Origin of the sequence: Motilimonas sp. 1_MG-2023 (assembly GCF_030547455.1) — a bacterium.
Classification (GTDB): Bacteria; Pseudomonadota; Gammaproteobacteria; order Enterobacterales; family CBDFNC01; genus Motilimonas.
In genome coordinates, this window is the sequence record NZ_JAUOPX010000020.1 from 1 (window position 1) to 22,468 (window position 22,468).

Below are 22,468 nucleotides of genomic sequence, written 5' to 3' on the forward strand. Positions count from 1 at the left end.
CAGATAGCTCAGTCGGTAGAGCAGGGGATTGAAAATCCCCGTGTCCGTGGTTCAATTCCGCGTCTGGGCACCATATTAAAGGCCTCGCTAAAAGCGAGGCCTTTTTTTTACGTTGAATTTGTCCGAACACCACTCTGTCTATACATTTATCATTTGGCTATCTTTATCTCTCGGTGAGGGCGTGTTGTTTAAATTACGATATTGGTTGCTACTGCCGTTAATCCTTACGTTTTTGTTCCATGTTGGCAGTTCAATCTATTACGCTTATGGTGGATACAATGGTGCGCATTGCGCAGGATTGCTTGGTGCTGTTTGGTCATGTTCATGGCTCGAATATTATTTAGACTATCTGCTTAACCCATTTGCTCTGTTTACTTTGGCCTTCTATCTGAGTGCTTATATGATTATTATTGTGCTTACATGGACGGTTATTCGGGCAATAAAAAAAGCGCCGTAGCGCTTTTTATTTAAGTGGCAGGTTTTGTTAAACCTTAAACTGTGCGACCAGTCTATCCAAGTTTTCACACTGTTGCGCCAATGACTCGCAAGCGTTTTCTGCACTAGCGACCATTTCAACCACCTGGTGACTATTGTCGGCGATACGTTGCACATTACTGCTCACTTCTTCGCTGACATGGTTTTGTTCTTTCGCTGCGGTGGATATTTGAATATTGAGATCGTTGATCATCGCGATAGCGTTGACAATCGCATCCAGTGACGCACCAGCTTCGCCAGCCTGCGTTGCTGTTTGCTCTCCACTTTCTTGGCTTGAAGTCATGACACTGACGGCTTGCTTGGCGCCGTTTTGCAATTTTTCAATCATATTGTGAATTTCGCCAGTACTGGCTTGTGTTTTACTGGCGAGGGAGCGTACCTCATCGGCCACAACAGCAAAGCCTCGACCTTGTTCTCCAGCTCTGGCTGCCTCGATCGCGGCATTTAAAGCGAGTAGGTTAGTCTGGTCTGCAATGCCTCTAATAACGTCTAAAATTGATGCAATATCACCTACATCATGTTCTAAGGTATTAATCACTTGTGATGCTTGAGCCAATTCATTCGATAGCGCTTGAATTGACACTACGGTCGTGCTGATGATGTGTTTTGCGCTGGTGGCTTCATCATTGGCATCTTGACTTGAGTGAGCCGCGTCTTCAGCATTCTGACTCACGGTTTCGCTGGTGGCGTTGAGCTCATGAACTGCTGTGGCTACCGCATCACTTTCTAGTTGTTGGTTACTGGCGCCATGAGCAACCCCCTGAGTGATAGATTGAATGTTGGTCATCTCAGCACGTACCGCATTCGATGAGATAATCACTTCAGTGATAGTCTCTTGTATTCTTTGGGTAAAAGTATTGAACGACTCAGCTAGATCGCCAATTTCATCTTGGGTCTCAACGGGCACTCGTGCGGTTAAGTCACCTTCACCCGATGCGATATTTTTCATGGCTGTGGTTAGGCGTTTTATCGGTGCGATCAAAATATTACCGAGTAGCCAAGTGATCGCAGCGGCAGCGACCAAGGCGCTGATACCGCCTACTTCCATCATCATTTTTGCACTACTAATACTGGCAAGTTTATCTTGTTCGAATCCATGAACAGTATCAACAAGGTTATCTTCAATGCGTTTTAGCGCTTCACGCATAGTATCAAAGGCTTGCTCTAACTCTTCCCCATTAACGGCGAATAATTGAGGAGCTTGATTTGGATTATCGATATAAGGCTTAGTCATAGCTAACCAAGCATCAAAGGTACGTGCCATTTCATCTAAGTGAGTTTGATTTGATGGGGCGAATAGGCCGATATCGATTAAGCGCTGCGCTGCCAAAATTCGTTTCCGTGCTTTTGGGGCGTTATCGTTATACTCAAAAACTTGTTTTTCGATCAGTGCTTTATTGCCATTGGCTATCACTAAACCTTGGATGGCCGCAGTGGCTTGGTAAAGGTCGCGATAACCGTCACCTAAATCTGCTAGGACAGGCTGTATTTCTTGGCTATATAAAATATTGAACTCAGCTTGTTGATTGAACTTGTGAATCGTGAATAAGAAAATAGCAACGAATACTACTGTTACTAGCACCACCGGGATGGCTAACTTGGCTCTAAAGTTTAATTTTTTTAACACGTGACACCTCATCGAATGGCTGAATGTGGAACTAAAAGTAGCAATATAAGTTTTACAGCTAAACTAAAAGTATGGGTTTATAAATAAAATATCTATGTAAGTATCAGGTTTTTTGATGTTGTACTTGTTGTTTTGGCGAATTAATCTAACTTCATCACGAAATGCAAACATGGATGTTTTTTAATGCCTGCCAAGCAGCATGATATTGTTTGAATTTTTCTGGAGACTGATAACCACGATCAGGATGATAAATGAGGGCAAGCTCTCGCCAGCGTTGTTTTATTTCGGCAAAAGTTGCATCTTCATTCAGTTGAAATAGTTCTAGCGCTTGCTGTTCACTTAGGCTGGATGGTTGTGTAGGCTGTTGTTGAAATTGTTGCCAAAACTGGGCGAGTAATTGGGCTATTTCCTCATTACTGGTGAGGTAGTTTTGCCAATCTAAATAGTAGGCTTTCAAGTTATGAGTGGTGCTTGTGTTAACTAGCTGAATGTCCCTTTCCGGCTTTACCAGTAACTCGATATGCAAGCTGCTTATCTGTAGATAATATTCGTTGATAAGCTCATCTTGCAGCTGGTAAAGCGCATTCATAATTAAGAAGTTAAGCTTAAATAGATGGCTGTTGGGGTCATCGTCTAGTTGAGCTTGTTGTAACGGCTTGAGGGCTTGACCTATATCGTGAATCTTCAGTGGCTGTTGGGTGTTTAGTAACAGCTCGAAAATTGGTTCAATAAATGGATTCTCCATATTCAGGCTCCTACTAATCCTATTAAATACTGGCCACTGCTTTGCAGTGGCCAGTTGGGCTTTAATGGAAGGGGAAGAAGTAGCTCATCCAAGATGACATACGTAGCAAAATCTTACGCATTATTGCTACATGGTGGAAGTGGTCGGAATAAACCGCTGCTTGACCAAATGAGCCACCAGGCACTTGATCACTAAATTCGTCAAATGCAGGATCGGTTATTTTTAATAACACAGCAACCCGACCTGCTTGTGGTGCGGTAAGCGGTGAAATCATAGTACCAGATGGTTGCACTTGACCTTCAACCATTGCTGGAGCGACGCTGGCCACTTCTGCTGTAAATACGCGTCCTGGAATACCATCAAACGCAATCTCGGCCTCATAGCCTGGCTTCAAGCGCAGTAGGCTGTTTTGTCTAAACCAAGCGGTGTAATAGTTTTGTCCGTCTTTGTTAACAAAAATCATTACTGGTCGCAATGGCATCGCCACTGCAAGCATTCCTGGATATAAAGCCTGCTGTACAACGTAGCCATCACTCATGGCTTTAACTTCGGTTTGTGCCAATTTAAACTCAGCACTGACTAATTGTGCTTTGATGTCGTCAACAGAGGCGCGGGCGACATCGACATCGCGCGCTTTACCTACGCCACGTTTTTTTAGTTCAATAGCACGGTTAAGATCATCATTGGCACTTTTTAAACGTGCTTTGAGAGAGTCAACTATGCTTTGGAATGGGGTGGGATCAATCTTAAACAGTAAGTCGCCTTTTTTCAGTGGCACATTTGGTTGCACAGGTACTTCTATCACTTGCCCTGTTACTGCCGGCACGATAGGGGTGGTGACATAATATTCACGGGCCATCTCAGAGTAAGGATGGTTGTAATTCATCATGAAAATTAAGGTGCCAATTAAGGCTATACCGCCAAGCACAGCTGTGGGTACAGTCCATTTATTTAATGGAATTTTAAAGACTTTGAATACCACTACGCAGATTGCGGTGTAAGTCAGTACTAGTAGTAAATCCATTTATTTGTCTCCTTCGCTTTCTAGTTCACGCAAACGACTCTCTAATTCGTCTACTTTGAGACAAAGGGTTTCTACCGTATTGTCTTGGCCTGTTGTGCCGAAGCCCCAGCCACGATCCTCTCGATATAACGTGGCCCAAATCCATAAAAATGGCCACAGTACGTGTAAAGTAAATAAGCTAACCCAACCAGCAACATGAATCGCATCTTGATGTGGGTGATTGCGATGTTGCGCAATTTCATAAGGAATATCATGTATGGCAATCACGCCATAGAAAAAGGTGATGGCGACGAACACCAATAACCCAAGAGCAAAATAATCAAGCACTATTTGATCCTTTTTTAATGTGGTTGTTAAATTTTTTTAGTATATGTGTTTTATGTGTCAGAAGGTAGTTTGAAATTGTCTAGGGGAAATATTGTGGTATGAGCGACCCTTTATTTTTCTAAGAGCTTGTTGAAGTTGTATTGTAAATAAGATGCTTAATTCTAACCCTTTGTAGTCGTTCTGCTGAACGATAAAAATCAAGATAAAATGGTTAAATAGTCTCAGAGATTACTAGACATTTGGGCTCTTGCTCCTTAGCATGCGCGCGAATGCTGATTATGCTAGGCCTTAATTATTAAAAGCCATGGCGGGAACAGGGTGTAAATCCCTGACTGACGCGCAGCGGTGATAGAGAATACTAAAATACCGAGGGCAACCTCAGACACTGGAGCCGATAGTTTAACTTTACTCTGGGAAGTCGTGTTTTAGCGCCCACTTGGGCAGTCTCTTAAGTCCGAATACCGGTCAGCAACTAAGCGATGGACGCTTAGGTTTTTAACGCGAATAAGGTTTTCAAAAAATGAAAAAAACACTTCTCGCAGTGGCATTGACGCCGCTGTGCTTGCCCTATGCAACCGCAAAAAATATTGCTGAGGATGACACTATTATCGTCACCGCTAATCGAACCGAGCAGCCATTAGCTAGTTCATTAGCGTCGGTCGCTGTGATTGAAAAGGAAGAAATCGAAGCGATTCAAGCCAAGTCATTTGCTGAGGTACTGCGTCGTTTACCTGGTATTCAAGTCAATGAAGGCGGCTTCGGCCAGCAAACTGACATTTTTGTTCGTGGCTCCTCCAGTAAGCATATTCTACTGTTAATCAATGGCGTGCGTATCGGCAGCGCGACCACTGGCTCGGCAAACTTTGGCCAAATACCGTTAACCGGAATTGAGCGCATTGAATTTGTGCGTGGCCCGCGTGCGGCGATTTATGGCTCTGATGCCATGGGCGGCGTGATTAATGTGATCACCAGTTATCAAGGCGAAGAGTACGGTGAATTGAGTACTAGCCTGGGCTCTCGTGAGTTTTCTAGTATTGAAACCGCAGCAGCAGCGGCGCTTAAAGACGACGCTTGGGTTAAATTTGCAGTCAAGCATGACAATGCAGAAGGTTTCTCCGCGCAAAAAGCGCCGGTCGATCAAGATAAAGATGGCTTTCATAACACTAGTTTTGTGGCTGAACTGGGCAAGCAATTTAACCAACAGTGGCGTGCCAGCTTGCAAGGGTATTTTCAGCAAGGTCAATCTGACTATGATAGTGCATGGGCTGAAGATACTTATAGTGAAACTGAAAACTACAACGTGGCTGGTAAGCTTAATTACCAAGGGGAGTGGCTATTTGGTGAACTAACGTTGGCGACAAACCAAGACAAAAGTGACGACTATTCAGCAACATCCCATGATGTATTCAAAACTAATCGTGATTTAGTTAATCTTTTAGTCAGTGCTGCGGCTAATGAAGCTGTCACTATTACTTCTGGTGTTGAGTGGTATCAAGACGAAGTGGGCACTGATAGCGCGGCTTATGCTAAGTCGACACGCGACAACAAAGCGATTTATATCAATCTAGATTATCAACTTGCGCCATTAAGTATTGAAGCCAGCGCGCGCCTAGATGATAACCAAAGCTATGGTAGTAAAACCACGTGGCAATTAGCGACAGGTTATCAAGTTGTCGAGCAAGTACGCCTGCTAGGTTCAATTGGCACTGCATTTAAAGCGCCAACCTTTAATGACCTGTATTATCCAGAATCGCCTTACAGTAAAGGTAACCCAAAGCTCAAACCAGAGCAGTCGTTGAGCTACGATTTAGGCGCAGAAGTGGTGCTTGATAGTGTTGATTTTCGTTTCACTGCCTATCAAAGTGAGATTGAAGACCTGATAATTTGGCCTGCCCCTAATTATTACATGCCTGAAAATGTAAGTGAGGCAGAGATAAAAGGCCTAGAAATTCAAGCCGAATTTGCCACGGGGGCGCTAAATCATCAGTTGTCATATGATCATGTTAATGCCAAGGATAAAAAAACAAATAAGTATTTGCCTCGCCGCGCTCGACATTTAGCCAAATGGAATCTGAATTATCGCTACCAAGACCTCCAGTTTGATGTCATTACCTTATATCAAGGTGATAGTTACGATAATGCTGCTAATACAAATAAGCTAAAGGGGTACTTCTTAGCTGACCTAGCAACTAGCTATTACTTCAGTAACGGCTTGGTGTTACGAGGTCGTATAGCTAACTTGTTCGATAAAGAATATGAAGTGAAGAAAAACTACAACACCGCAGAGCGTAGTTATTATGTAACCGGCTCATACCGCTTTTAAGTGTTTTAGTTGTAGCGCTAAATGAACAAAGGGCCAAAAGGCCCTTTTTAGTGTCGTTGTCTTTAACTTAGCTTACTCGTCCATAAATAACGCTAATAGTTCATTCAAATAGCGATGGCCGAGTGGGCTAACTTGCCACTGCTCATCCAGATCCAGTAGTAAACCTTTGCTTAGTGCGGCATCAATTGCTGTTTGCAACATATCTGGTGATTGGCCGGTGCGTTGGCTAAATTCGTTTTTATCAAACGGCTCAAATAGGCGCAGGCGGTTCATCATGTACTCAAAGGGCAATTCATCCGGCTTAACTTCATTAAGCTGATCTAAATATGCGCGCTCAGGATCAAGATAGCCATTAGGATGTTTCACCTTAGTGGTGCGGATAATCTTATTTTGCTCTGGCAGCGTCACTTTACCATGAGCGCCACAGCCAATACCTAAGTAGTCGCCGAAGCGCCAGTAATTTAAGTTGTGCTGACATTGCTTACTAGGTTTCGCGTAACCGGATATTTCATATTGCTGATAACCTGCAGCAATTAAGCGCTGGTGGCCCTGCTCATAAATATCCCACAAGATATCGTCATCAGGTAGCGTTGGCGGTTTAGATGCAAATTGCGTATTGGGTTCGATTGTTAGTTGATACCAAGATAAATGGGGCGGCGCTAAATCGATTGCGGTGGTTAAATCAAACAGTGCGTCATCAAGGTTTTGATTTGGCAAACCGTGCATCAAATCGAGATTAAAGCTATTGAGTGGGCTAGCACTGGCAAGCTTGGCGGCATTAACGGCTTCATCTTCGCCGTGAATGCGGCCTAACAAATTGAGCTTAGGTTGTTGAAAGCTTTGCACGCCAATGGAAATACGGTTTACACCGGCGGCGATAAAGCCAGCAAAACGCTCGGTTTCTACCGTGCCAGGATTTGCTTCCATGGTGATTTCAATATTTTGGCTAAACGGGATTTGTTGTGCAACGCCTTTGAGCAGCCTTGCCATCGCTTCTGCGGTTAATAGGCTCGGCGTACCGCCACCAATAAAGATACTGTGCAGCGCTCGGCCTTGGACATATTGCGCTTCAAGGCTTAAGTCTTCGAGTAGGGCATCAATATACTCAGCTTCAGGAATGTCGCCTTTTAAGCCATGGGAGTTAAAGTCGCAATACGGGCATTTTTGTACACACCAAGGTATGTGAATATATAAGCTCAGCGGTGGCAGGGTTAGCATTATTGGCCCAGTTTCTTGTTGATTTTAGTGCTCAGTAACTGCAGCGCTTTGCCGCGATGGCTTAATTGGTTTTTACGCGATTTATCCAGTTGCGCACTGACCACGCCTTCTGTTGGCACAAAAAATACGGGGTCATAACCAAAGCCATTTTCGCCGACGGCTTCGGTGGTGATGTATCCTTCCCATTTACCATGACAAATAACGGGGGTGGGATCATCAGCGTGGTTCATCAATACTAATACACAATGAAAGCGAGCAGTGCGTTGTGACTCAGGCACTCCTTCGAGTTCTTTCAGCAATTTATTGATGTTATCTTGGTCGGTAGCGCGTTCGCCAGCATAGCGGGCGGAATAAATACCCGGAGCCCCCTTTAGAAAGTCAACTTCTAAGCCTGAATCATCAGCAATCGCAGGTAAGCCAGTAATATAAGCAGCATGACGCGCTTTAATAATGGCATTCTCAACAAAAGTGGTGCCGGTTTCTGGTACGTCTGACACCTTAAAGTGGCTTTGTGGTAATACTTCTAGATCAAAAGCGGCTAATAATTCACTTAACTCTTTTACTTTTCCTAGATTACCTGTGGCTAATACTAATTGTTTCATGCTGGTCTCAATTATCTTCAACGTAGAATTTTTGAATGAACTTCAATTTGTTACTTTTTCCTTGGCTTTCCACCTTAATGTCAAAGGTGAAGGTTTCTTCATTGCGAAACGGCACTTCGGCTAAATAATAAATGGCATTGCCTTCTTTTACTTCGCGAAACGCTAAAGTGATGCTGTTGCCTAATAGGTTTCTGGCGGTACCAGTTAATTTTGCTTCTACTCCGGGATTGCCAACTTGGTTGGTATCAAGCACGCTGATATTTATCAAGCCGTTATAAGCACTGCGTTTAATCTTGTAGGCTCGGGCAATTTTTGGCGTTAAAAACGTTGAGTTTAAAGCGATGTAATGAATATCAAGGTTGGCAAAGGTTTGTTTTTGCTCTGCTTGACCCATTGGGCTAATGAACAGCATTAGGCTGGTTATCAAGCCTAATATAGGCAGTTTGAGGATTGACATTACTAACTCCGGTTTGGCTGTGCTGAATGGTCGTTTTAAGTATGATCTATTAGTGGTAAAAGCGCTGATGGGATCACTTTGGGCGCACAGATCCGCACTTGTTTATGTCGGCCTAACTCACCTTTCTCTATCAAGATCTGACCCTTAGCAACCTTACATATTTTACTGAAAAATTTAATTAGGTGACTATTGGCTTTGCCGTCCACAGGCGGTGCGGTAATGCTCACTTTCAGCTCGTCACCGTGTAGCCCCATGATTTTATCTTGGCTAGCCTTAGGTTGAATATAAAGGCGAAGCACTAAGTCTTCGCCTTGTCGGGTTATGGCATTCATCGACTAATCTAGAGCATTAGCCAAAGTGGGCCGATTAAGCTCAACATACCGTAATTGATAAACTGCAGTAGGATAAAAATCACTAATATGGATAAATCCAGTCCGCCCATTGAAGGGAGCATACGTCTAATCGGCGCCATGAGAGGTTCAGTTAACTGATACATTACATATTCTATAGGGCTACGGCCTTGGCTAACCCAGCTTAATATGGCGCGAATAATCAGTACCCAAAACAGCAAGTAACCGATTTTCTTTAGGGCAACTAATGCCGTTATTAGCAATAAACCACCGACACTGTTCATGGCATAAGGTAAAAAGTTAAGGTATTGCAGCAACAATAACTTAGCTAATACGATAATCAGCAGTAACACCACACTGGCAAAGTCAAAGCCACCAAAGCCGGGGATCACGCGGCGCAGTGGTTTGAGCAATGGGTTTGTTGCCTTTACCACAAACTGACAGAATGGATTATAAAAATCGGCCCGAACTACTTGTAGCCACAAGCGTAAAATAACCACTGAAATATATAAATCAAACAGGGTGTTAATTAAAAAATCAAACGGGTTAGTGCCCATTTTGCCTCCTAGAAGAGTTGTTCCATTTGCGCGCCGCGCTTGGCAGCTGCGGTCATGGCTTGCTTAACTGTGTCAGTTAAACCTTGTTCGTTAAAAGTGCGAACAGCTTCGGCAGTGGTACCACCTTTAGAAGTAACATTGGTGCGTAAGGTGGCTAAATCAAGGTCAGGGTTTTGTACCACCATTTGCGCGCTGCCTAATGCTGACTGTTGCACCAATAGACGTGCTTGCTCTGGGGTAAAGCCCATTTCAATCGCAGTTTGCTCCATTGCTTCCATGAATAAGAAGAAATAGGCCGGCGCACTGCCAGAGGCGGCGATAATGCCGTTAATTTGTGCCTCGTCTTCAACCCAAACGGTTTTACCTACCGCTGCCATTAGATCGCCTGCAAAGGTTTTATCGCTGTCACTGACTTGAGCAGATGCAAATAAGCCGGTCATGCCAAGCTGTAACAGGGCTGGCGTGTTGGGCATGGTGCGCACTACTGGTACGTTACCTAAAATGCCTTGTAAACGTGACACCGAGATGCCTGCTGCAATTGAAACAAATAGTTTACCGGATAAGTCGGCGCCTTGGTCGACGATGTCTTGGCACACTGCAGCCATAATCTGTGGCTTAACCGCTAGTACAACCACATCTGCCCAAGCTACCGCTTCTGCGTTGTTAGTTTGGGTGCCAATAGCAAACTGTTGCTGCATTTTGCTGCGGTTTTCATCACTAGGGTCACTGGCTAATAAACACGTTTTATCATAACCGTCTTGAAGTAGGCCGCCGATCAAACTGCTTGCCATGTTGCCGGCACCGATAAAGGTAATCTTTTTTTGTTCCATGTGAGTCTCTTTATAAATCCGTTGTTAATGTTATGCGCTGATATCTTAAGCGGAATAATCGCGCGCGCCAAAAATGGCGGTTCCCACTCTAACCATGCTACTGCCATTAGCGATGGCCGGTATCATATCACCACTCATGCCCATGGATAGGGTGTCCATCTCGGGGTAGGTTTGCTGTAGTTGCAAATATAACCGATGTAATTGTTGAAAGCTGTTATTTAAGATGTTTTCGTCATCGGTTGCTTGCGGTATGGCCATGATGCCACGCAGTTTTAAACGTGGTAATGCACTTACTTGTGATGCGAGTTCAATAACTTGAGATAAAGTGGTTCCCGACTTACTGGCTTCTCCGCTAATATTGACCTGTAAGCAGATATTCAGTGGCGAGAGGTGTGCGGGGCGTTGATCGCTTAGGCGCTGCGCTATTTTTAAACGGTCGATACTTTGTACCCAATTAAAATGCTCAGCCACGGGTTTAGTTTTATTTGATTGCAGTGGTCCGATAAAATGCCACTCAATTGGCTCAACGATATCTGCGTCTTGGCTGAGAGCTTGAATTTTTTCTATGCCTTCTTGCACATAGTTCTCACCAAACAGGCGTTGGCCTGCGGCGTAGGCCATTTTAATTTGTGCTATTGGCTTGGTTTTACTGACCGCCAGTAGTTTTATTTCATGTTTTTCTCGATTAGCAGCGGATGCCGCTTGTTCAATTTGAGATAAAACCGTAGTGAGTTGCTTCGATAGTGTGCTCATAATAGTTTACTACAGGAATCTTAGGTTATGGATATTACAGAGTTATTGGCGTTTAGTGTAAAGCATAAAGCGTCGGATCTACACCTTTCTGCCGGTGTATCACCCATGATCCGTGTTGACGGTGAAGTGCGCAAGATTAACTTACCGGCTCTCGACCATAAGCAAGTACACAGCTTGATTTATGACATCATGAACGACAAGCAGCGTAAAGATTTTGAAGAAAAATTAGAAACGGATTTCTCGTTTGAAGTGCCAGAGTTAGCGCGTTTTCGTGTTAACGCCTTCAACCAAAATCGCGGTGCCGGTGCGGTATTTCGTACTATCCCAAGTGAAGTATTAACCTTAGATGATTTAAACGCCCCTGATATTTTCAAGAAAATTTCAAAGACTCCCCGTGGTTTAGTGTTAGTTACCGGGCCAACGGGCTCGGGTAAATCAACCACCCTCGCGGCGATGATCGATTACATTAACGACAACGATTACAAACATATCTTAACCATTGAAGACCCGATCGAATTCGTCCATCAAAACAAAAAATGTTTGATTAACCAGCGTGAAGTGCACAAAGACACCCATGGCTTTGACGCCGCGCTGCGTAGTGCGCTTCGTGAAGACCCGGATGTGATTCTGGTGGGTGAGATGCGTGACTTAGAAACCATTCGTTTAGCATTAACAGCGGCAGAAACGGGTCACTTAGTGTTTGGTACCTTGCACACCACCTCAGCTGCGAAAACCATTGACCGTATCGTGGATGTATTCCCCGGCGCGGAGAAAGACATGGTGCGCTCGATGCTGTCGGAATCGTTGCGTGCAGTAATTTCACAAACCTTGTTAAAGAAAAATGGCGGTGGCCGTGTTGCAGCCCATGAAATAATGATGGGGATTCCTGCAATTCGTAACTTGATCCGCGAGGATAAGATTGCTCAGATGTACTCTGTGATCCAAACAGGTATGACTCATGGCATGCAAACATTAGATCAGTGCTTGCGTCAGCTAGTTAATACGGGGCAAGTTTCTCAAGCCGATGCAGCGACCAAGGCAAGTGATGCTAATACTTTCTAAGGGGCAAGTGATGCTAAAGCGACAATTACAACTACTGTCTAGGAGTTACGGATGACACTGGAGCAATTATTAACCGGTATGCATAAGCTGAAAGGCTCGGATGTCTATATTTCGGTAGGCATGCCGCCAGCCATTAAAGTAAATGGTCAGCTGCAATCAGCGGGCAAAGAGTCATTTTCAGAAGCGGCTGTCTATGAGCTGGCTAGCCAGGCCATGAATGAACAGCAGCTGGCGGAGTTTAAAGAGAAAAAAGAATCTAACTTTGCTTTTAACGTTGAAAAAGTCGGCCGGTTTCGTATTAGCGCATTCTTTCAAAAAGACATGCCTGGTATGGTTATTCGCCGCATTGAAATGCGCATCCCCACCTTTGAAGAGCTGCACTTACCGCAAGTGCTTAAAGAAGTATGTATGGCAAAGCGCGGCCTGATCTTGTTTGTTGGTGCGACAGGCTCGGGTAAGTCGACCTCACAAGCCACGATGATCGGCTATCGCAATATGCATGCTAGTGGTCATATCATTACAGTTGAAGACCCGATTGAATTTGTGCATCAGCATGGCAAATCCATTATCACACAGCGTGAAGTGGGGTTAGATACCGAGTCATTTGAAATGGCGCTGAAAAACTCATTGCGTCAAGCACCTGATGTGATCCTTTTGGGTGAGATCCGTACACGTGAGACTATGGAGTTTGCCATTGCGTTTGCAGAAACGGGGCATTTATGTATGGCGACCCTTCACGCTAACAATGCTAACCAAGCGCTAGATCGTATTTTGCACTTAGTGCCAGAAGATATGCAGCGGCAGTTCTTATTTGACCTGTCGGTTAACTTGCGCTGCGTGGTGGCCCAGCAATTAATTAAAACGCAAGACGGTGGTACTCGTCGTGGTGCATTTGAAATTTTGCTCAATACGCCTTTGGTATCAGATATTATTCGTAAGGGTGAGTTACATGAACTGAAAGAGATCATGAGCAAATCGACCGAGCTGGGCATGAACACCTTTGACCAAGCCTTGTTTGAATTGTTCCAGCAAGGTTTAATTGGCTACGCTGATGCCCTTGCTCATGCTGATTCTCCGAACGATCTGCGTCTAATGATAAAGCTAAAAGGCAATGATAATCTGGGCACAGGCATGATGGATGATGTCACAGTAGACATGTAATGTCAGCGCGGTAAGATGTCACTATTCTAAGCCCAGTTCGCGTACGCGGCTGGGCTTTATTGCTTATAAAAAGAGTATTGTTGTTATGTTAGTGCTAATTTCTCCTGCAAAAACCTTAGATTATGAATCTCCTTTAGCGACAGACACTTTTAGTCAGCCTGAATTTGTTGCGCACAGCCATGAGTTGATCAAACGTTGCCGTGAGCTGACGCCATTGCAAATTTCGCAGTTGATGAAAATCAGCGACAAATTAGCTGGTTTAAATGCGGCGCGGTTTGCTGAGTGGCAACCTGAGTTTAACTTAGAAAACTCACGCCAAGCCTTGCTTGCGTTTAAAGGGGATGTTTATACCGGATTAGATGCGGCGAGTTTTAGCGAGCAAGACTTTGCCTTTGCTCAGCAGCATTTACGGATGCTGTCTGGCCTTTATGGCTTACTGAAACCGTTAGATCTAATGCAACCCTATCGCCTAGAAATGGGCACAAAATTGGATACCGCTCGCGGTAAAAATTTGTATGAATTTTGGGGCGATATAATTACCGACAAAGTTAACCAAGCCCTTGCAGAGCAAGGTGATGAACTGGTGGTTAACTTAGCATCTAATGAATACTTTAAAGCGGTAAAACGTAAAGACCTAAAAGGTAAGTTAGTCACCCCTGTTTTTAAAGATAATAAAAACGGTCAGTACAAGGTGATCAGTTTTTACGCGAAAAAGGCGCGCGGCTTAATGGCGCGCTACATTATTCAAAATCAGTTGACGACTGTGGCACAACTTAAGCAGTTTGATTTAGATGGGTATTTCTTCTCAGAAATAGACTCTAAGCCTTATGAGTTAGTATTTAAGCGCGATCAGCAAGATTAATTTTGCTGAAAGGGCACCGTAAAATGGGGGGACTCCCCATTTTACACAGCTGGGTTATTTTTTAAGACGTTTTTGAATTTGCTTTTCTTCCCAATCCTTGCCAAATTTTGGCCAAATATTAAATACGCCTAGAGCATGATTAACAATGCCGATACCCCAACCTAGCATTGGCCAAATTGCCCAAAAGTAATAGGGACTAAAAAATAAATTGATCGCAGTAAGTAATAACATGACCAAGACATAGGTTGAAAGGTGACTGTAAAAGCCTTTCAGCTCTTGCACCTCAGCTTTGGCTTGGGCTAGTTTTATCGCCTCTGGATCTTGTGGTTCACTAGCTTGACTTGTGTTCATGTTGGCTTCCTCAGTGTTAGGCATATTCTGTAATTTTTGAATGTCTACGTCCAAGGTTGCCGCAATGGCTTTTAGTGTCTCAAGTGCACCTTGTCCGCCTTTTTCTAAGCGTTGAATGGTGCGTACACTGACGCCACTAAATTCCGATAGTTGCTCTTGCGACCAAGCCTTTTGTAAGCGATATGTTTTAATCATATTGGGTTTCGACATCCTGTTATCCTTTCATGCCTCTAAGGTTACTAGAGCATACCTTTTTAACCACGACATGCAAGTGACACTAAGGTGACACGTATTTAATATCAATAACTTAGCTTTGTTTTCTTATTGGGAAGATTTGGTTCAGAAAAGGGGATGTCGGGTCTGTCAGTTGATGTAGGCAATAAAAAGGCCACCGAAGGTGACCTTGAAAAATGCGATTAATTGAGCAATTACAACGCAGCGATGGTCGCCTGTTGCTCGGTAATTTTATCGAGTGTACCTTGCAGCTCTTCCTGCTTGGCACGCTCTTTGGCGATAACCTCTTCCGGCGCTTTACCAACAAATTTCTCATTGCCTAGTTTCGCGGTGACCTTATCAAGATCTTTAGTCACTTTCTCAGCTTGTTTCGCTAAACGTGCCAGCTCTGCTTCTTTATCGATTAAGCCCGCCATTGGGATTAATAGCTCCATTTTGCCAACTAAATTAGTGACTGAAGCCGGAGCAATTTCGCCTTCTTGCAGTACCGTGACTGTCTCTAATTTTGCTAGCGAGTTTAAGAAACTACGGTTGTCGTTAAAGCGGCGTTGATCTTCCGCGGATGCATTTTTAAGTAACGCATTCAGTGGCAGGTTAGGGCTAATGTCCATTTCACCACGAATATTACGTACCGCGAGGATCACCTGCTTAACCCATTCTAAATCGGCAATTGCAGTGGCATCGAGTTTGCTGTCATCACATTCTGGGAAGGCTTCCAGCATGATGGTATCGCCCGTTTTACCTGCGAGTGGCTTCACGCGTAGCCAAATCTCTTCAGTGATATAAGGCAGCATAGGATGTGCTAAACGCAGTAGCGTTTCTAACACGTCAACCAAGGTTTGACGGGTACCACGTTGCTGCTCTGGCGTACCTTTAAACAGCACTGGTTTGGTTAGCTCTAAGTACCATGAACAGAACTCGTTCCAGGTAAAGTCGTATAAAGTGTTTGCCGCTAAGTCAAAACGGTAGGCATCAAGGTGATCGCGGTAGGTTTTGATGGTTTTTTGTAGTTGACCTTGGATCCAGCGATCCGCCAAGCTAAATTCGCCCGCGCCTGCTAAGTCTTGGTCTTCGGTGTGCATGAACACATAGTTACTGGCGTTCCAAAGCTTGTTACAGAAGTTGCGGTAGCCTTCTAAACGCTTCATGTCCCAGTTAATGTCACGGCCAGTTGAGGCCAGTGCCGCTAGGGTGAAACGCAGGGCATCGGTGCCGTGGGTTTCAATGCCTTCAGGGAAAGCTTTGCGAGTGTTCTTTTCGATTTTTGCCGCCAGCTGTGGTTGCATCATGTTGCCGCAGCGTTTATTCACTAAACTTTCTAAGTCGATGCCATCAATCATGTCTAACGGATCGAGTACGTTACCTTTAGACTTTGACATCTTATCGCCGTTTTCATCGCGAATAAGACCAGTAACATAAACGGTTTTAAACGGCACTTGCGGTTTGCCATTCTCATCTTTGATGAAGTGCATAGTCATCATGATCATGCGTGCCACCCAGAAGAAAATGATGTCAAAACCGGTGACCAACACATCGGTAGGGTGGAAGGTTTTTAGGGCTTCCGTATCGTCTGGCCAACCTAAGGTTGAGAAGGTCCACAGGGCGGATGAAAACCAGGTATCGAGTACGTCATCATCTTGGCGCAGTGCAACATCGGCAGGGATGTTATTTTCGCTACGAACTTGTGCTTCGTCATGGCCTACGTACACGCCGCCTTTATCATCATACCAAGCTGGAATGCGATGGCCCCACCAAAGTTGGCGTGAGATACACCAGTCTTGTACGTCACGCATCCAAGAAAAGTACATGTTCTCGTATTGCTTAGGCACAAACTGAATATCACCATTTTCAACTGCTTCAGTGGCGGTTTTGGCTAGCGGTGCAACACGTACATACCACTGGTCAGTCAGCATTGGCTCGATCACCACGCCACCACGGTCGCCGTAAGGAATGGTTAAATCGTGATCTTTGACTTCGTCTAATAAGCCCAGCTCATCTAATGCTGCAACCACGGCTTTACGCGCGGCAAAGCGCTCGAGGCCTTGAAATTGCGCTGGTAATTCAGTGCTGTAAGCATCTGATTTTTCACCATTGGTGTTAAACACTTCGGCGCTGTCGCGAATTTCTGCGTTGAAGGTCAGGATATTAATCATCGGTAGTTGATGACGTTTACCTACCTCATAGTCATTAAAATCATGAGCTGGAGTGATTTTTACACAACCCGTGCCTTTTTCCATATCGGCATGCTCATCAGCAACGATAGGAATGCGGCGGCCTACTAGAGGTAATTCAATAAATTTACCAATCAGGCTTTGGTAGCGTGGATCTTCTGGGTTGACGGCGACACCAGTATCGCCCAGCATGGTTTCAGGACGTGTGGTGGCGACAATAATGTAATCTTTACCATCTGCTGTGGTTGCGCCATCGGCTAATGGATAGCGGAAATGCCACATAAAGCCTTTTTTCTCTTGGTTTTCAACTTCCAAGTCAGAAATAGCGGTGTGCAGTTTTGGATCCCAGTTGACTAAGCGCTTACCGCGATAGATTAAATCTTCTTGGAATAGCTTAACGAATACTTCTTGTACCGCTTTTGACATGCCCGGATCCATGGTAAAACGTTCACGATCCCAGTCTACCGAGGCACCAAGGCGACGTAGTTGTTTGGTGATGGTGCCACCTGACTCGGCTTTCCAATCCCAAATTTTTTCAATAAAGGCTTCACGGCCGTAATCATTTTTAGTTTTGCCTTCTTCGGCGGCAATTTTACGCTCAACCACCATTTGCGTGGCGATCCCGGCGTGGTCGGTGCCTACTTGCCACAGTGTGTTTTTTCCTTTCATACGTTGGTAACGTACTAAGGTATCCATGATCGTATCTTGGAAGGCATGACCCATATGCAGGCTACCAGTGACGTTTGGCGGCGGGATCATGATGCAGTAGCTGTCTTGGGTGGTATCACCATGGGGTTTGAAATAGCCTTTCTGTTCCCAGTTTTGGTAATGCTTTTGCTCAATTGATTGAGGGTTATAGGTCTTTTCCATATTCAGTGTCAGCTTCTGTCAAATTAATGCCATGCAAGTAAACAGCTTGCATGTCGGGTTAGCTCTTAGCCAGAGAATGCTCTCTGTCGGCGGTATTCGTTACTGGTTATTAGGCGTTGGCATAACATACCGTGGACGCTTATTCCAGTTGAGTGGTTGCAAGCGTTATGCCCCATTGTTTGTATGTGACATAACGTTGCCGAGCTTGCTGCTTGAGCAGTTCGTCTATAGGGACGAAATCTACCACTTGTGCAAACTCAGTTGCAAATTCTGGCGCTATTTTACGCAAGTTAATCAGTACTTGTCGTCTTTGTTTTGATTTTTGCCAGCCTATTTCAACTGGCGTGCCGTAATAGGGTGGTTCGCCTGTTAAATTATGTGGCACAAAACTGTCGCCACTAAATTGCCATAAGTATTCATCGAGTAAAAATGCATCGGCTTGATTGTCGGTGGCGATAAATACTTTTTGCCCTTGTTGGTAGTGATATGCCGCCAATTGGCAAGCATAAGCAAAATGAGCCGGAAGGTTAACTTCCGGCTCATTTGCCTGACTCATTAGGTAAAACAGCCCTTGAGTCATTATTCTTCGACGCTGACGCCGCTTTTGTTGATTAAAAACTGTGTCAGCATGGGCACGGGTCGCCCGGTCGAGCCCTTATCTTTGCCGCCACTGCGCCAAGCTGTGCCCGCTATGTCTAAATGAGCCCAATGGTATTTCTTAGTAAAGCGCGCTAAAAAGCAAGCTGCGGTGATTGTGCCAGCTGACTTACCGCCGATGTTAGCCATATCTGCAAAGGGGCTTTCGAGTTGCTCTTGGTATTCATCGGCCATTGGCAAACGCCAAGCGCGATCGCCAGCTTGTTCGGAAGCATTGATTAATTCATGGGCCAGTGGGTTATGGCTGCTCATTAAACCCGTGATGTGGTGGCCCAATGCAACAATACAAGCGCCAGTTAAGGTGGCGACATCAATGACTAGCTCTGGTTCAAAGCGTTCAACATAGGTTAGGGCGTCACATAATACTAGGCGGCCTTCAGCATCAGTGTTGAGTACTTCTACCGTTTGCCCTGACATCGTCGTTAAGATATCCCCTGGGCGATAGGCATTTGCGTCTGGCATGTTTTCTGCCGCTGCGATGACGCCAATGACATGTAACGGTAAATCCAGCTCAGCTAAAGCGAGCATAGTACCAAATACACTGGCAGCGCCGCCCATGTCATATTTCATTTCATCCATGCCAGCGCCGGGTTTTAATGAAATGCCGCCAGCATCAAAAGTTAAGCCTTTGCCCACGAGTACAATGGGCTTGCCGGATGCGTCGCCTTGTTTATATTCAATAATCGACATTTTCGATTCATTATGCGAGCCACGCCCTACGGCTAGGTATGAATTCATTCCTAGTTCGGCCATTTCTTGCTCGCCAATAACCTTAGTGGTGATCGTGTCGTATTTTTCCGCTAACTGCAGTGATTGTGTGGCAAGGTAGTCAGGGTTACAAATGTTGGGCGGTAGGTTGCCAAGATCTTTACACTTTTTAACACCGCGCGCGACAGCTAAGCCATGAGCAATGGCACTTTCGCCTAAGCCTAGCTCTTTACGTGTTGGCACATTAAAGACCAGTTTGCGTAATGGGCGGCGGGTTTCACCTGGGTTACTTTTTAATTGATTAAAAGTGTAGAGACTGTCATCTGCCGCTTCGACGGCTTGGCGTACTTTCCAGTAGGTGTCACGGCTTTTGACATGTAACTCTGTCAAAAAACAGACCGCTTCCATTGAGCCTGTTTCATTCAGGGTACCAATGGTTTTACGAATAATTTGTTTGTATTGGCGCTCATCGAGTTCGCGCTCTTTACCACAACCAACAAGAAGTACGCGCTCACTGAGCATGTTTGGTACATGGTGTAATAGCAGCATCTGTCCGGCTTTGCCTTCAAGATCACCGCGGCGCAATAAAGCACTTAAATAGCCATCACTCACTTTATCTAACTGCTCAGCAACGGGAGTCAGGCGGCGAGGTTCAAATACACCCACCACAATACAGGCGCTGCGCTGTTTCTCTGGGCTGCCACTTTTTACGCTAAACTCCATGGACTCTCCTTCATTATGAGGTCAAAAGCTGCTATTTTTCGCATATCAAAACGGCGCTGAAGGCCAATATTCGCTTTTGTGTTTGATTTAGTAAGTGCTAAAAATAATAAGTTTACCTAAAATACAGGTCTACGCCAGTAAAAACACAAGTTTAGCTAGGAACGCTCGTGATTCTTTTCCGTTATTTATTAAAAGAAACAGCCAAGACACAAATTGCTGTGTTGTTCATTTTACTATTGATTTTTATTAGCCAAAAATTTGTTCGGGTATTGGCTGATGCGGTCAATGGTAATATTCCTGCCGACTTGGTGATGACCATTTTGTGGTTAAATCTGCCTTCACTCGGCACCTTAATGATTCCCATAAGTTTATTTATTGCGGTGTTGTTTGCTCATGGGCGGCTACACGCAGAAAGTGAAATGGTGGTGATGACGGCCTGTGGCTATAGCCCCAGAAATGTGCTAAACGCGACCATGGTATTAGCGCTTATCACCGCTGCCTTTGCGGCCTACATTACTTTTTATATTTCGCCTGCAGCGAACTTAAAAGAGCGGCAAGTGATTGAGGAGGCACAGGCTGATGCTGGACTTGCCACTTTAATCGAAGGTCGTTTTCACTCTGCACCGGATGGCTCGGGAGTCGTTTATGTTGAAAATTATTCCGAAGGTTACAATTTAAGTAAAATTTTTGCTGCTCACTGGCCCAAGGAAGGAGAGCAGCGACCGTCGGTGCTGACTGCCCGCACTGGTAAGGTGGTAGAAAAGAAAGGCGCTGAAATTCTGACCTTATATGACGGCCAACGTTATGAGGGGATACAGGGACAAAAAGATTACCAGATCACTGAGTTTGATAGCTTTTCCATGGTACTAGAAAGCCGTGAGGTAAAGGAGAGTCGGCGTAAGGTTGATACTATTCCCACTGCTGAGCTAATTGGCTCCAAGGACTTAGCGGAGCAAGTGGAGCTGCAATGGCGTATTGCGCTGCCTATTTCTATTTTGATCCTCACGTTTATAGTGGTGCCGATGGCGGTAGTGAACCCTCGTCAGGGTCGTTATGCTAAGTTATTTCCTGCCCTGTTGATTTATTTATCCTATTTTCTATTACTCAGTGCAAGTCGTAGTGGCATTGAAGATAAGACTTTGCCTCTGTTAAGTATGTGGCTAGTACAAGGGATTTTCTTATTGGTGGGCATCTATCTCAACATTAAAGATGCTCCTGCGATTGCTCAGTTATTTAACAAAACAGCCAAGACAGTGGCAAGCTCAGGAAAAGGTGAAAGATAATGGGGATTCTTGATCGTTATATTGGCCGTACCATTATTGCCGCAACGTTATTGTGTTTGCTCACGTTAGTTGGGTTAAGTGCCATTATCAAGTTTGTAGAACAGCTGGGTAAAGTGGGTGAGGGCGATTACGATGTGATGCTTGCCGGGTTATATGTGTTACTTAAAATGCCGAAAGAAATAGAGTTATTTTTTCCGATGGCGGCATTACTTGGCTCTTTAGTTGGTTTGGGCTCTCTTGCTAGTAGTAGTGAATTGGTGGTGATGCAGGCTGCTGGCATATCAAAAATGCGCATTGCGCTGTCGGTATTAAAAACTGCAGTACCGATTATGGTCTTAGTGATGGTGATTGGCGAGTTTGTTTCGCCAGTGTCTGAAACGGCAGCGAAAGAGCTACGACGAGGGGCGACTTATGGCGGCAATGTCATTAGTTCGCAATACGGCGTGTGGGCTAAAGACGGAGATAATTTTGTTAGTATCGGTGAAGTGAGAAATAAAACACAAGTGTTTGATGTTAAAGTATTTGTGTTTGATGATGAATTAAAGCTAAGCCAGTCTGTACATGCCGAAAGAGCTGAGTTTACCGAGCAAGGTTGGCAGGCATTTAATATTCAAAAAACCTTCTTCAATGAGCAGTCTGTTACATCTACATCAATCGAACAAGAAATTTGGCAGTCTAGCCTAACGCCAGATAAATTAAGTGTGGTTACGATCAAACCCGAAGATATGTCGATGCGAAACTTATGGGCTTATATTGATTATTTAAAAACTAACCGACAAGATGCTAGCCGTTACGAGTTAGCATTGTGGCGTGCGGTAATGGTGCCATTTACGGTATTGGTAACTATGTTATTGGCGATTTCGTTTATTTTTGGTCCGTTGCGTACGGTAACAATGGGGGCCAGATTAATGATGGGGATAGTCGTTGGTTTTACATTTTATGTTTCTAATGAAATGTTTGGCCCTGTTAGTTTGGTTTTTAACATTCCACCTTTTATTGGTGCGCTTGCGCCAAGCTTCGGTTTTATTTTACTTTCTGCCTTCTTACTTAAACGGCAAAGCTAAAACAACCATCGTTT

21 protein-coding genes and 1 riboswitch are annotated in these 22,468 nt (G+C 44.6%); of the genes, 6 read left to right on the top strand and 15 right to left on the bottom strand.

Annotated features, from left to right (window positions below; genetic code table 11):
- Positions 1–484 precede the first annotated feature (484 nt).
- The 4 genes from Q4519_RS11780 to Q4519_RS11795 all read right to left on the bottom strand — a co-directional run bounded on the left by Q4519_RS11780 (position 485) and on the right by Q4519_RS11795 (position 4,221).
- Positions 485–2,122, bottom strand: coding sequence for a methyl-accepting chemotaxis protein (locus Q4519_RS11780; RefSeq protein WP_303512440.1), 1,638 nt, complete (start codon positions 2,120–2,122; stop codon positions 485–487).
- A 154-nt stretch (positions 2,123–2,276) separates the two neighbouring features.
- Positions 2,277–2,867 carry a DNA-J related domain-containing protein gene (locus tag Q4519_RS11785; protein WP_232802788.1) on the bottom strand — a complete coding sequence of 197 codons (591 nt, stop codon included), beginning with the start codon at positions 2,865–2,867 and terminating at the stop codon, positions 2,277–2,279.
- Positions 2,868–2,928: 61 nt separating this feature from the next.
- Entirely contained in the window at positions 2,929–3,891 is a 963-nt protein-coding gene (locus Q4519_RS11790; RefSeq protein ID WP_303512442.1) for an HlyD family secretion protein, read from the bottom strand.
- The gene (locus tag Q4519_RS11795) at positions 3,892–4,221 is read right to left on the bottom strand and encodes a DUF3302 domain-containing protein (protein ID WP_303512532.1); all 330 of its coding nucleotides are present in this window, start codon (positions 4,219–4,221) and stop codon (positions 3,892–3,894) included.
- 253 nt (positions 4,222–4,474) lie between these two features.
- Positions 4,475–4,703: riboswitch (cobalamin riboswitch) on the top strand.
- A gap of 35 nt (positions 4,704–4,738) precedes the next feature.
- Between Q4519_RS11795 and Q4519_RS11800 the strand changes: the two genes are divergently transcribed.
- On the top strand, positions 4,739–6,541 hold the full coding sequence (locus Q4519_RS11800; protein WP_303512444.1) for a TonB-dependent receptor: 1,803 nt from the start codon (positions 4,739–4,741) through the stop codon (positions 6,539–6,541).
- 72 nt (positions 6,542–6,613) lie between these two features.
- Here Q4519_RS11800 and hemW read toward each other — a convergent pair whose 3' ends face one another.
- The 7 genes from hemW to Q4519_RS11835 all read right to left on the bottom strand — a co-directional run bounded on the left by hemW (position 6,614) and on the right by Q4519_RS11835 (position 11,308).
- The gene (gene hemW, locus Q4519_RS11805; RefSeq protein ID WP_303512447.1) at positions 6,614–7,759 is read right to left on the bottom strand and encodes a radical SAM family heme chaperone HemW; all 1,146 of its coding nucleotides are present in this window, start codon (positions 7,757–7,759) and stop codon (positions 6,614–6,616) included.
- Positions 7,759–8,361, bottom strand: a complete 603-nt coding sequence (locus tag Q4519_RS11810) for an XTP/dITP diphosphatase (protein ID WP_233053913.1) — start codon at positions 8,359–8,361, stop codon at positions 7,759–7,761. The genes hemW and Q4519_RS11810 overlap by 1 nt, the downstream gene beginning before the upstream one ends.
- A 7-nt stretch (positions 8,362–8,368) precedes the next feature.
- On the bottom strand, positions 8,369–8,773 hold the full coding sequence (locus Q4519_RS11815) for a DUF4426 domain-containing protein (protein WP_232802862.1): 405 nt from the start codon (positions 8,771–8,773) through the stop codon (positions 8,369–8,371).
- An 80-nt stretch (positions 8,774–8,853) separates the two neighbouring features.
- Positions 8,854–9,150 (bottom strand): DUF167 family protein YggU, encoded by a 297-nt coding sequence (gene yggU, locus Q4519_RS11820; protein ID WP_232802792.1) that lies wholly within the window; start codon positions 9,148–9,150, stop codon positions 8,854–8,856.
- Between the two features lie 8 nt (positions 9,151–9,158).
- The gene (locus tag Q4519_RS11825; RefSeq protein ID WP_232802793.1) at positions 9,159–9,725 is read right to left on the bottom strand and encodes a YggT family protein; all 567 of its coding nucleotides are present in this window, start codon (positions 9,723–9,725) and stop codon (positions 9,159–9,161) included.
- An 8-nt stretch (positions 9,726–9,733) separates the two neighbouring features.
- The gene (proC, locus tag Q4519_RS11830) at positions 9,734–10,555 is read right to left on the bottom strand and encodes a pyrroline-5-carboxylate reductase (RefSeq protein ID WP_303512453.1); all 822 of its coding nucleotides are present in this window, start codon (positions 10,553–10,555) and stop codon (positions 9,734–9,736) included.
- Between the two features lie 45 nt (positions 10,556–10,600).
- Complete coding sequence (locus tag Q4519_RS11835) at positions 10,601–11,308, bottom strand: YggS family pyridoxal phosphate-dependent enzyme (protein WP_303512455.1); 708 nt, start codon at positions 11,306–11,308, stop codon at positions 10,601–10,603.
- A gap of 27 nt (positions 11,309–11,335) precedes the next feature.
- Between Q4519_RS11835 and Q4519_RS11840 the strand changes: the two genes are divergently transcribed.
- From Q4519_RS11840 to yaaA, 3 genes are all read left to right on the top strand, one after another.
- A complete protein-coding gene (locus Q4519_RS11840; protein ID WP_232802796.1) occupies positions 11,336–12,370 on the top strand; it encodes a type IV pilus twitching motility protein PilT in 1,035 nt (344 codons plus the stop codon).
- 51 nt (positions 12,371–12,421) lie between these two features.
- Positions 12,422–13,531, top strand: a complete 1,110-nt coding sequence (locus tag Q4519_RS11845) for a PilT/PilU family type 4a pilus ATPase (protein ID WP_303512456.1) — start codon at positions 12,422–12,424, stop codon at positions 13,529–13,531.
- Positions 13,532–13,616: 85 nt separating this feature from the next.
- Positions 13,617–14,393: a peroxide stress protein YaaA gene (gene yaaA / locus Q4519_RS11850; RefSeq protein WP_232802798.1), complete on the top strand. Its 777-nt coding sequence runs from the start codon at positions 13,617–13,619 to the stop codon at positions 14,391–14,393.
- A gap of 54 nt (positions 14,394–14,447) precedes the next feature.
- On the opposite strand, the gene Q4519_RS11855 is transcribed toward yaaA, so the two are convergent.
- The 4 genes from Q4519_RS11855 to pepA form a co-directional block, all read right to left on the bottom strand.
- Entirely contained in the window at positions 14,448–14,954 is a 507-nt protein-coding gene (locus Q4519_RS11855; RefSeq protein WP_303512458.1) for a 2TM domain-containing protein, read from the bottom strand.
- A gap of 218 nt (positions 14,955–15,172) precedes the next feature.
- Positions 15,173–18,019 carry a valine--tRNA ligase gene (locus Q4519_RS11860; RefSeq protein WP_303512461.1) on the bottom strand — a complete coding sequence of 949 codons (2,847 nt, stop codon included), beginning with the start codon at positions 18,017–18,019 and terminating at the stop codon, positions 15,173–15,175.
- Positions 18,020–18,158: 139 nt separating this feature from the next.
- The gene (locus Q4519_RS11865; protein ID WP_282561156.1) at positions 18,159–18,599 is read right to left on the bottom strand and encodes a DNA polymerase III subunit chi; all 441 of its coding nucleotides are present in this window, start codon (positions 18,597–18,599) and stop codon (positions 18,159–18,161) included.
- Complete coding sequence (gene pepA / locus Q4519_RS11870) at positions 18,599–20,107, bottom strand: leucyl aminopeptidase (RefSeq protein WP_232802802.1); 1,509 nt, start codon at positions 20,105–20,107, stop codon at positions 18,599–18,601. The genes Q4519_RS11865 and pepA overlap by 1 nt, the downstream gene beginning before the upstream one ends.
- Before the next feature lie 167 nt (positions 20,108–20,274).
- On the opposite strand from pepA, the gene lptF reads away from it, so the two are divergent.
- Together lptF and lptG are read left to right on the top strand one after the other, a co-directional pair.
- Positions 20,275–21,390: an LPS export ABC transporter permease LptF gene (gene lptF, locus Q4519_RS11875; protein ID WP_232802803.1), complete on the top strand. Its 1,116-nt coding sequence runs from the start codon at positions 20,275–20,277 to the stop codon at positions 21,388–21,390.
- Positions 21,390–22,454 (top strand): LPS export ABC transporter permease LptG, encoded by a 1,065-nt coding sequence (lptG, locus tag Q4519_RS11880; RefSeq protein WP_232802804.1) that lies wholly within the window; start codon positions 21,390–21,392, stop codon positions 22,452–22,454. Before lptF ends, lptG begins: the two co-directional genes overlap by 1 nt.
- Positions 22,455–22,468: the final 14 nt, after the last annotated feature.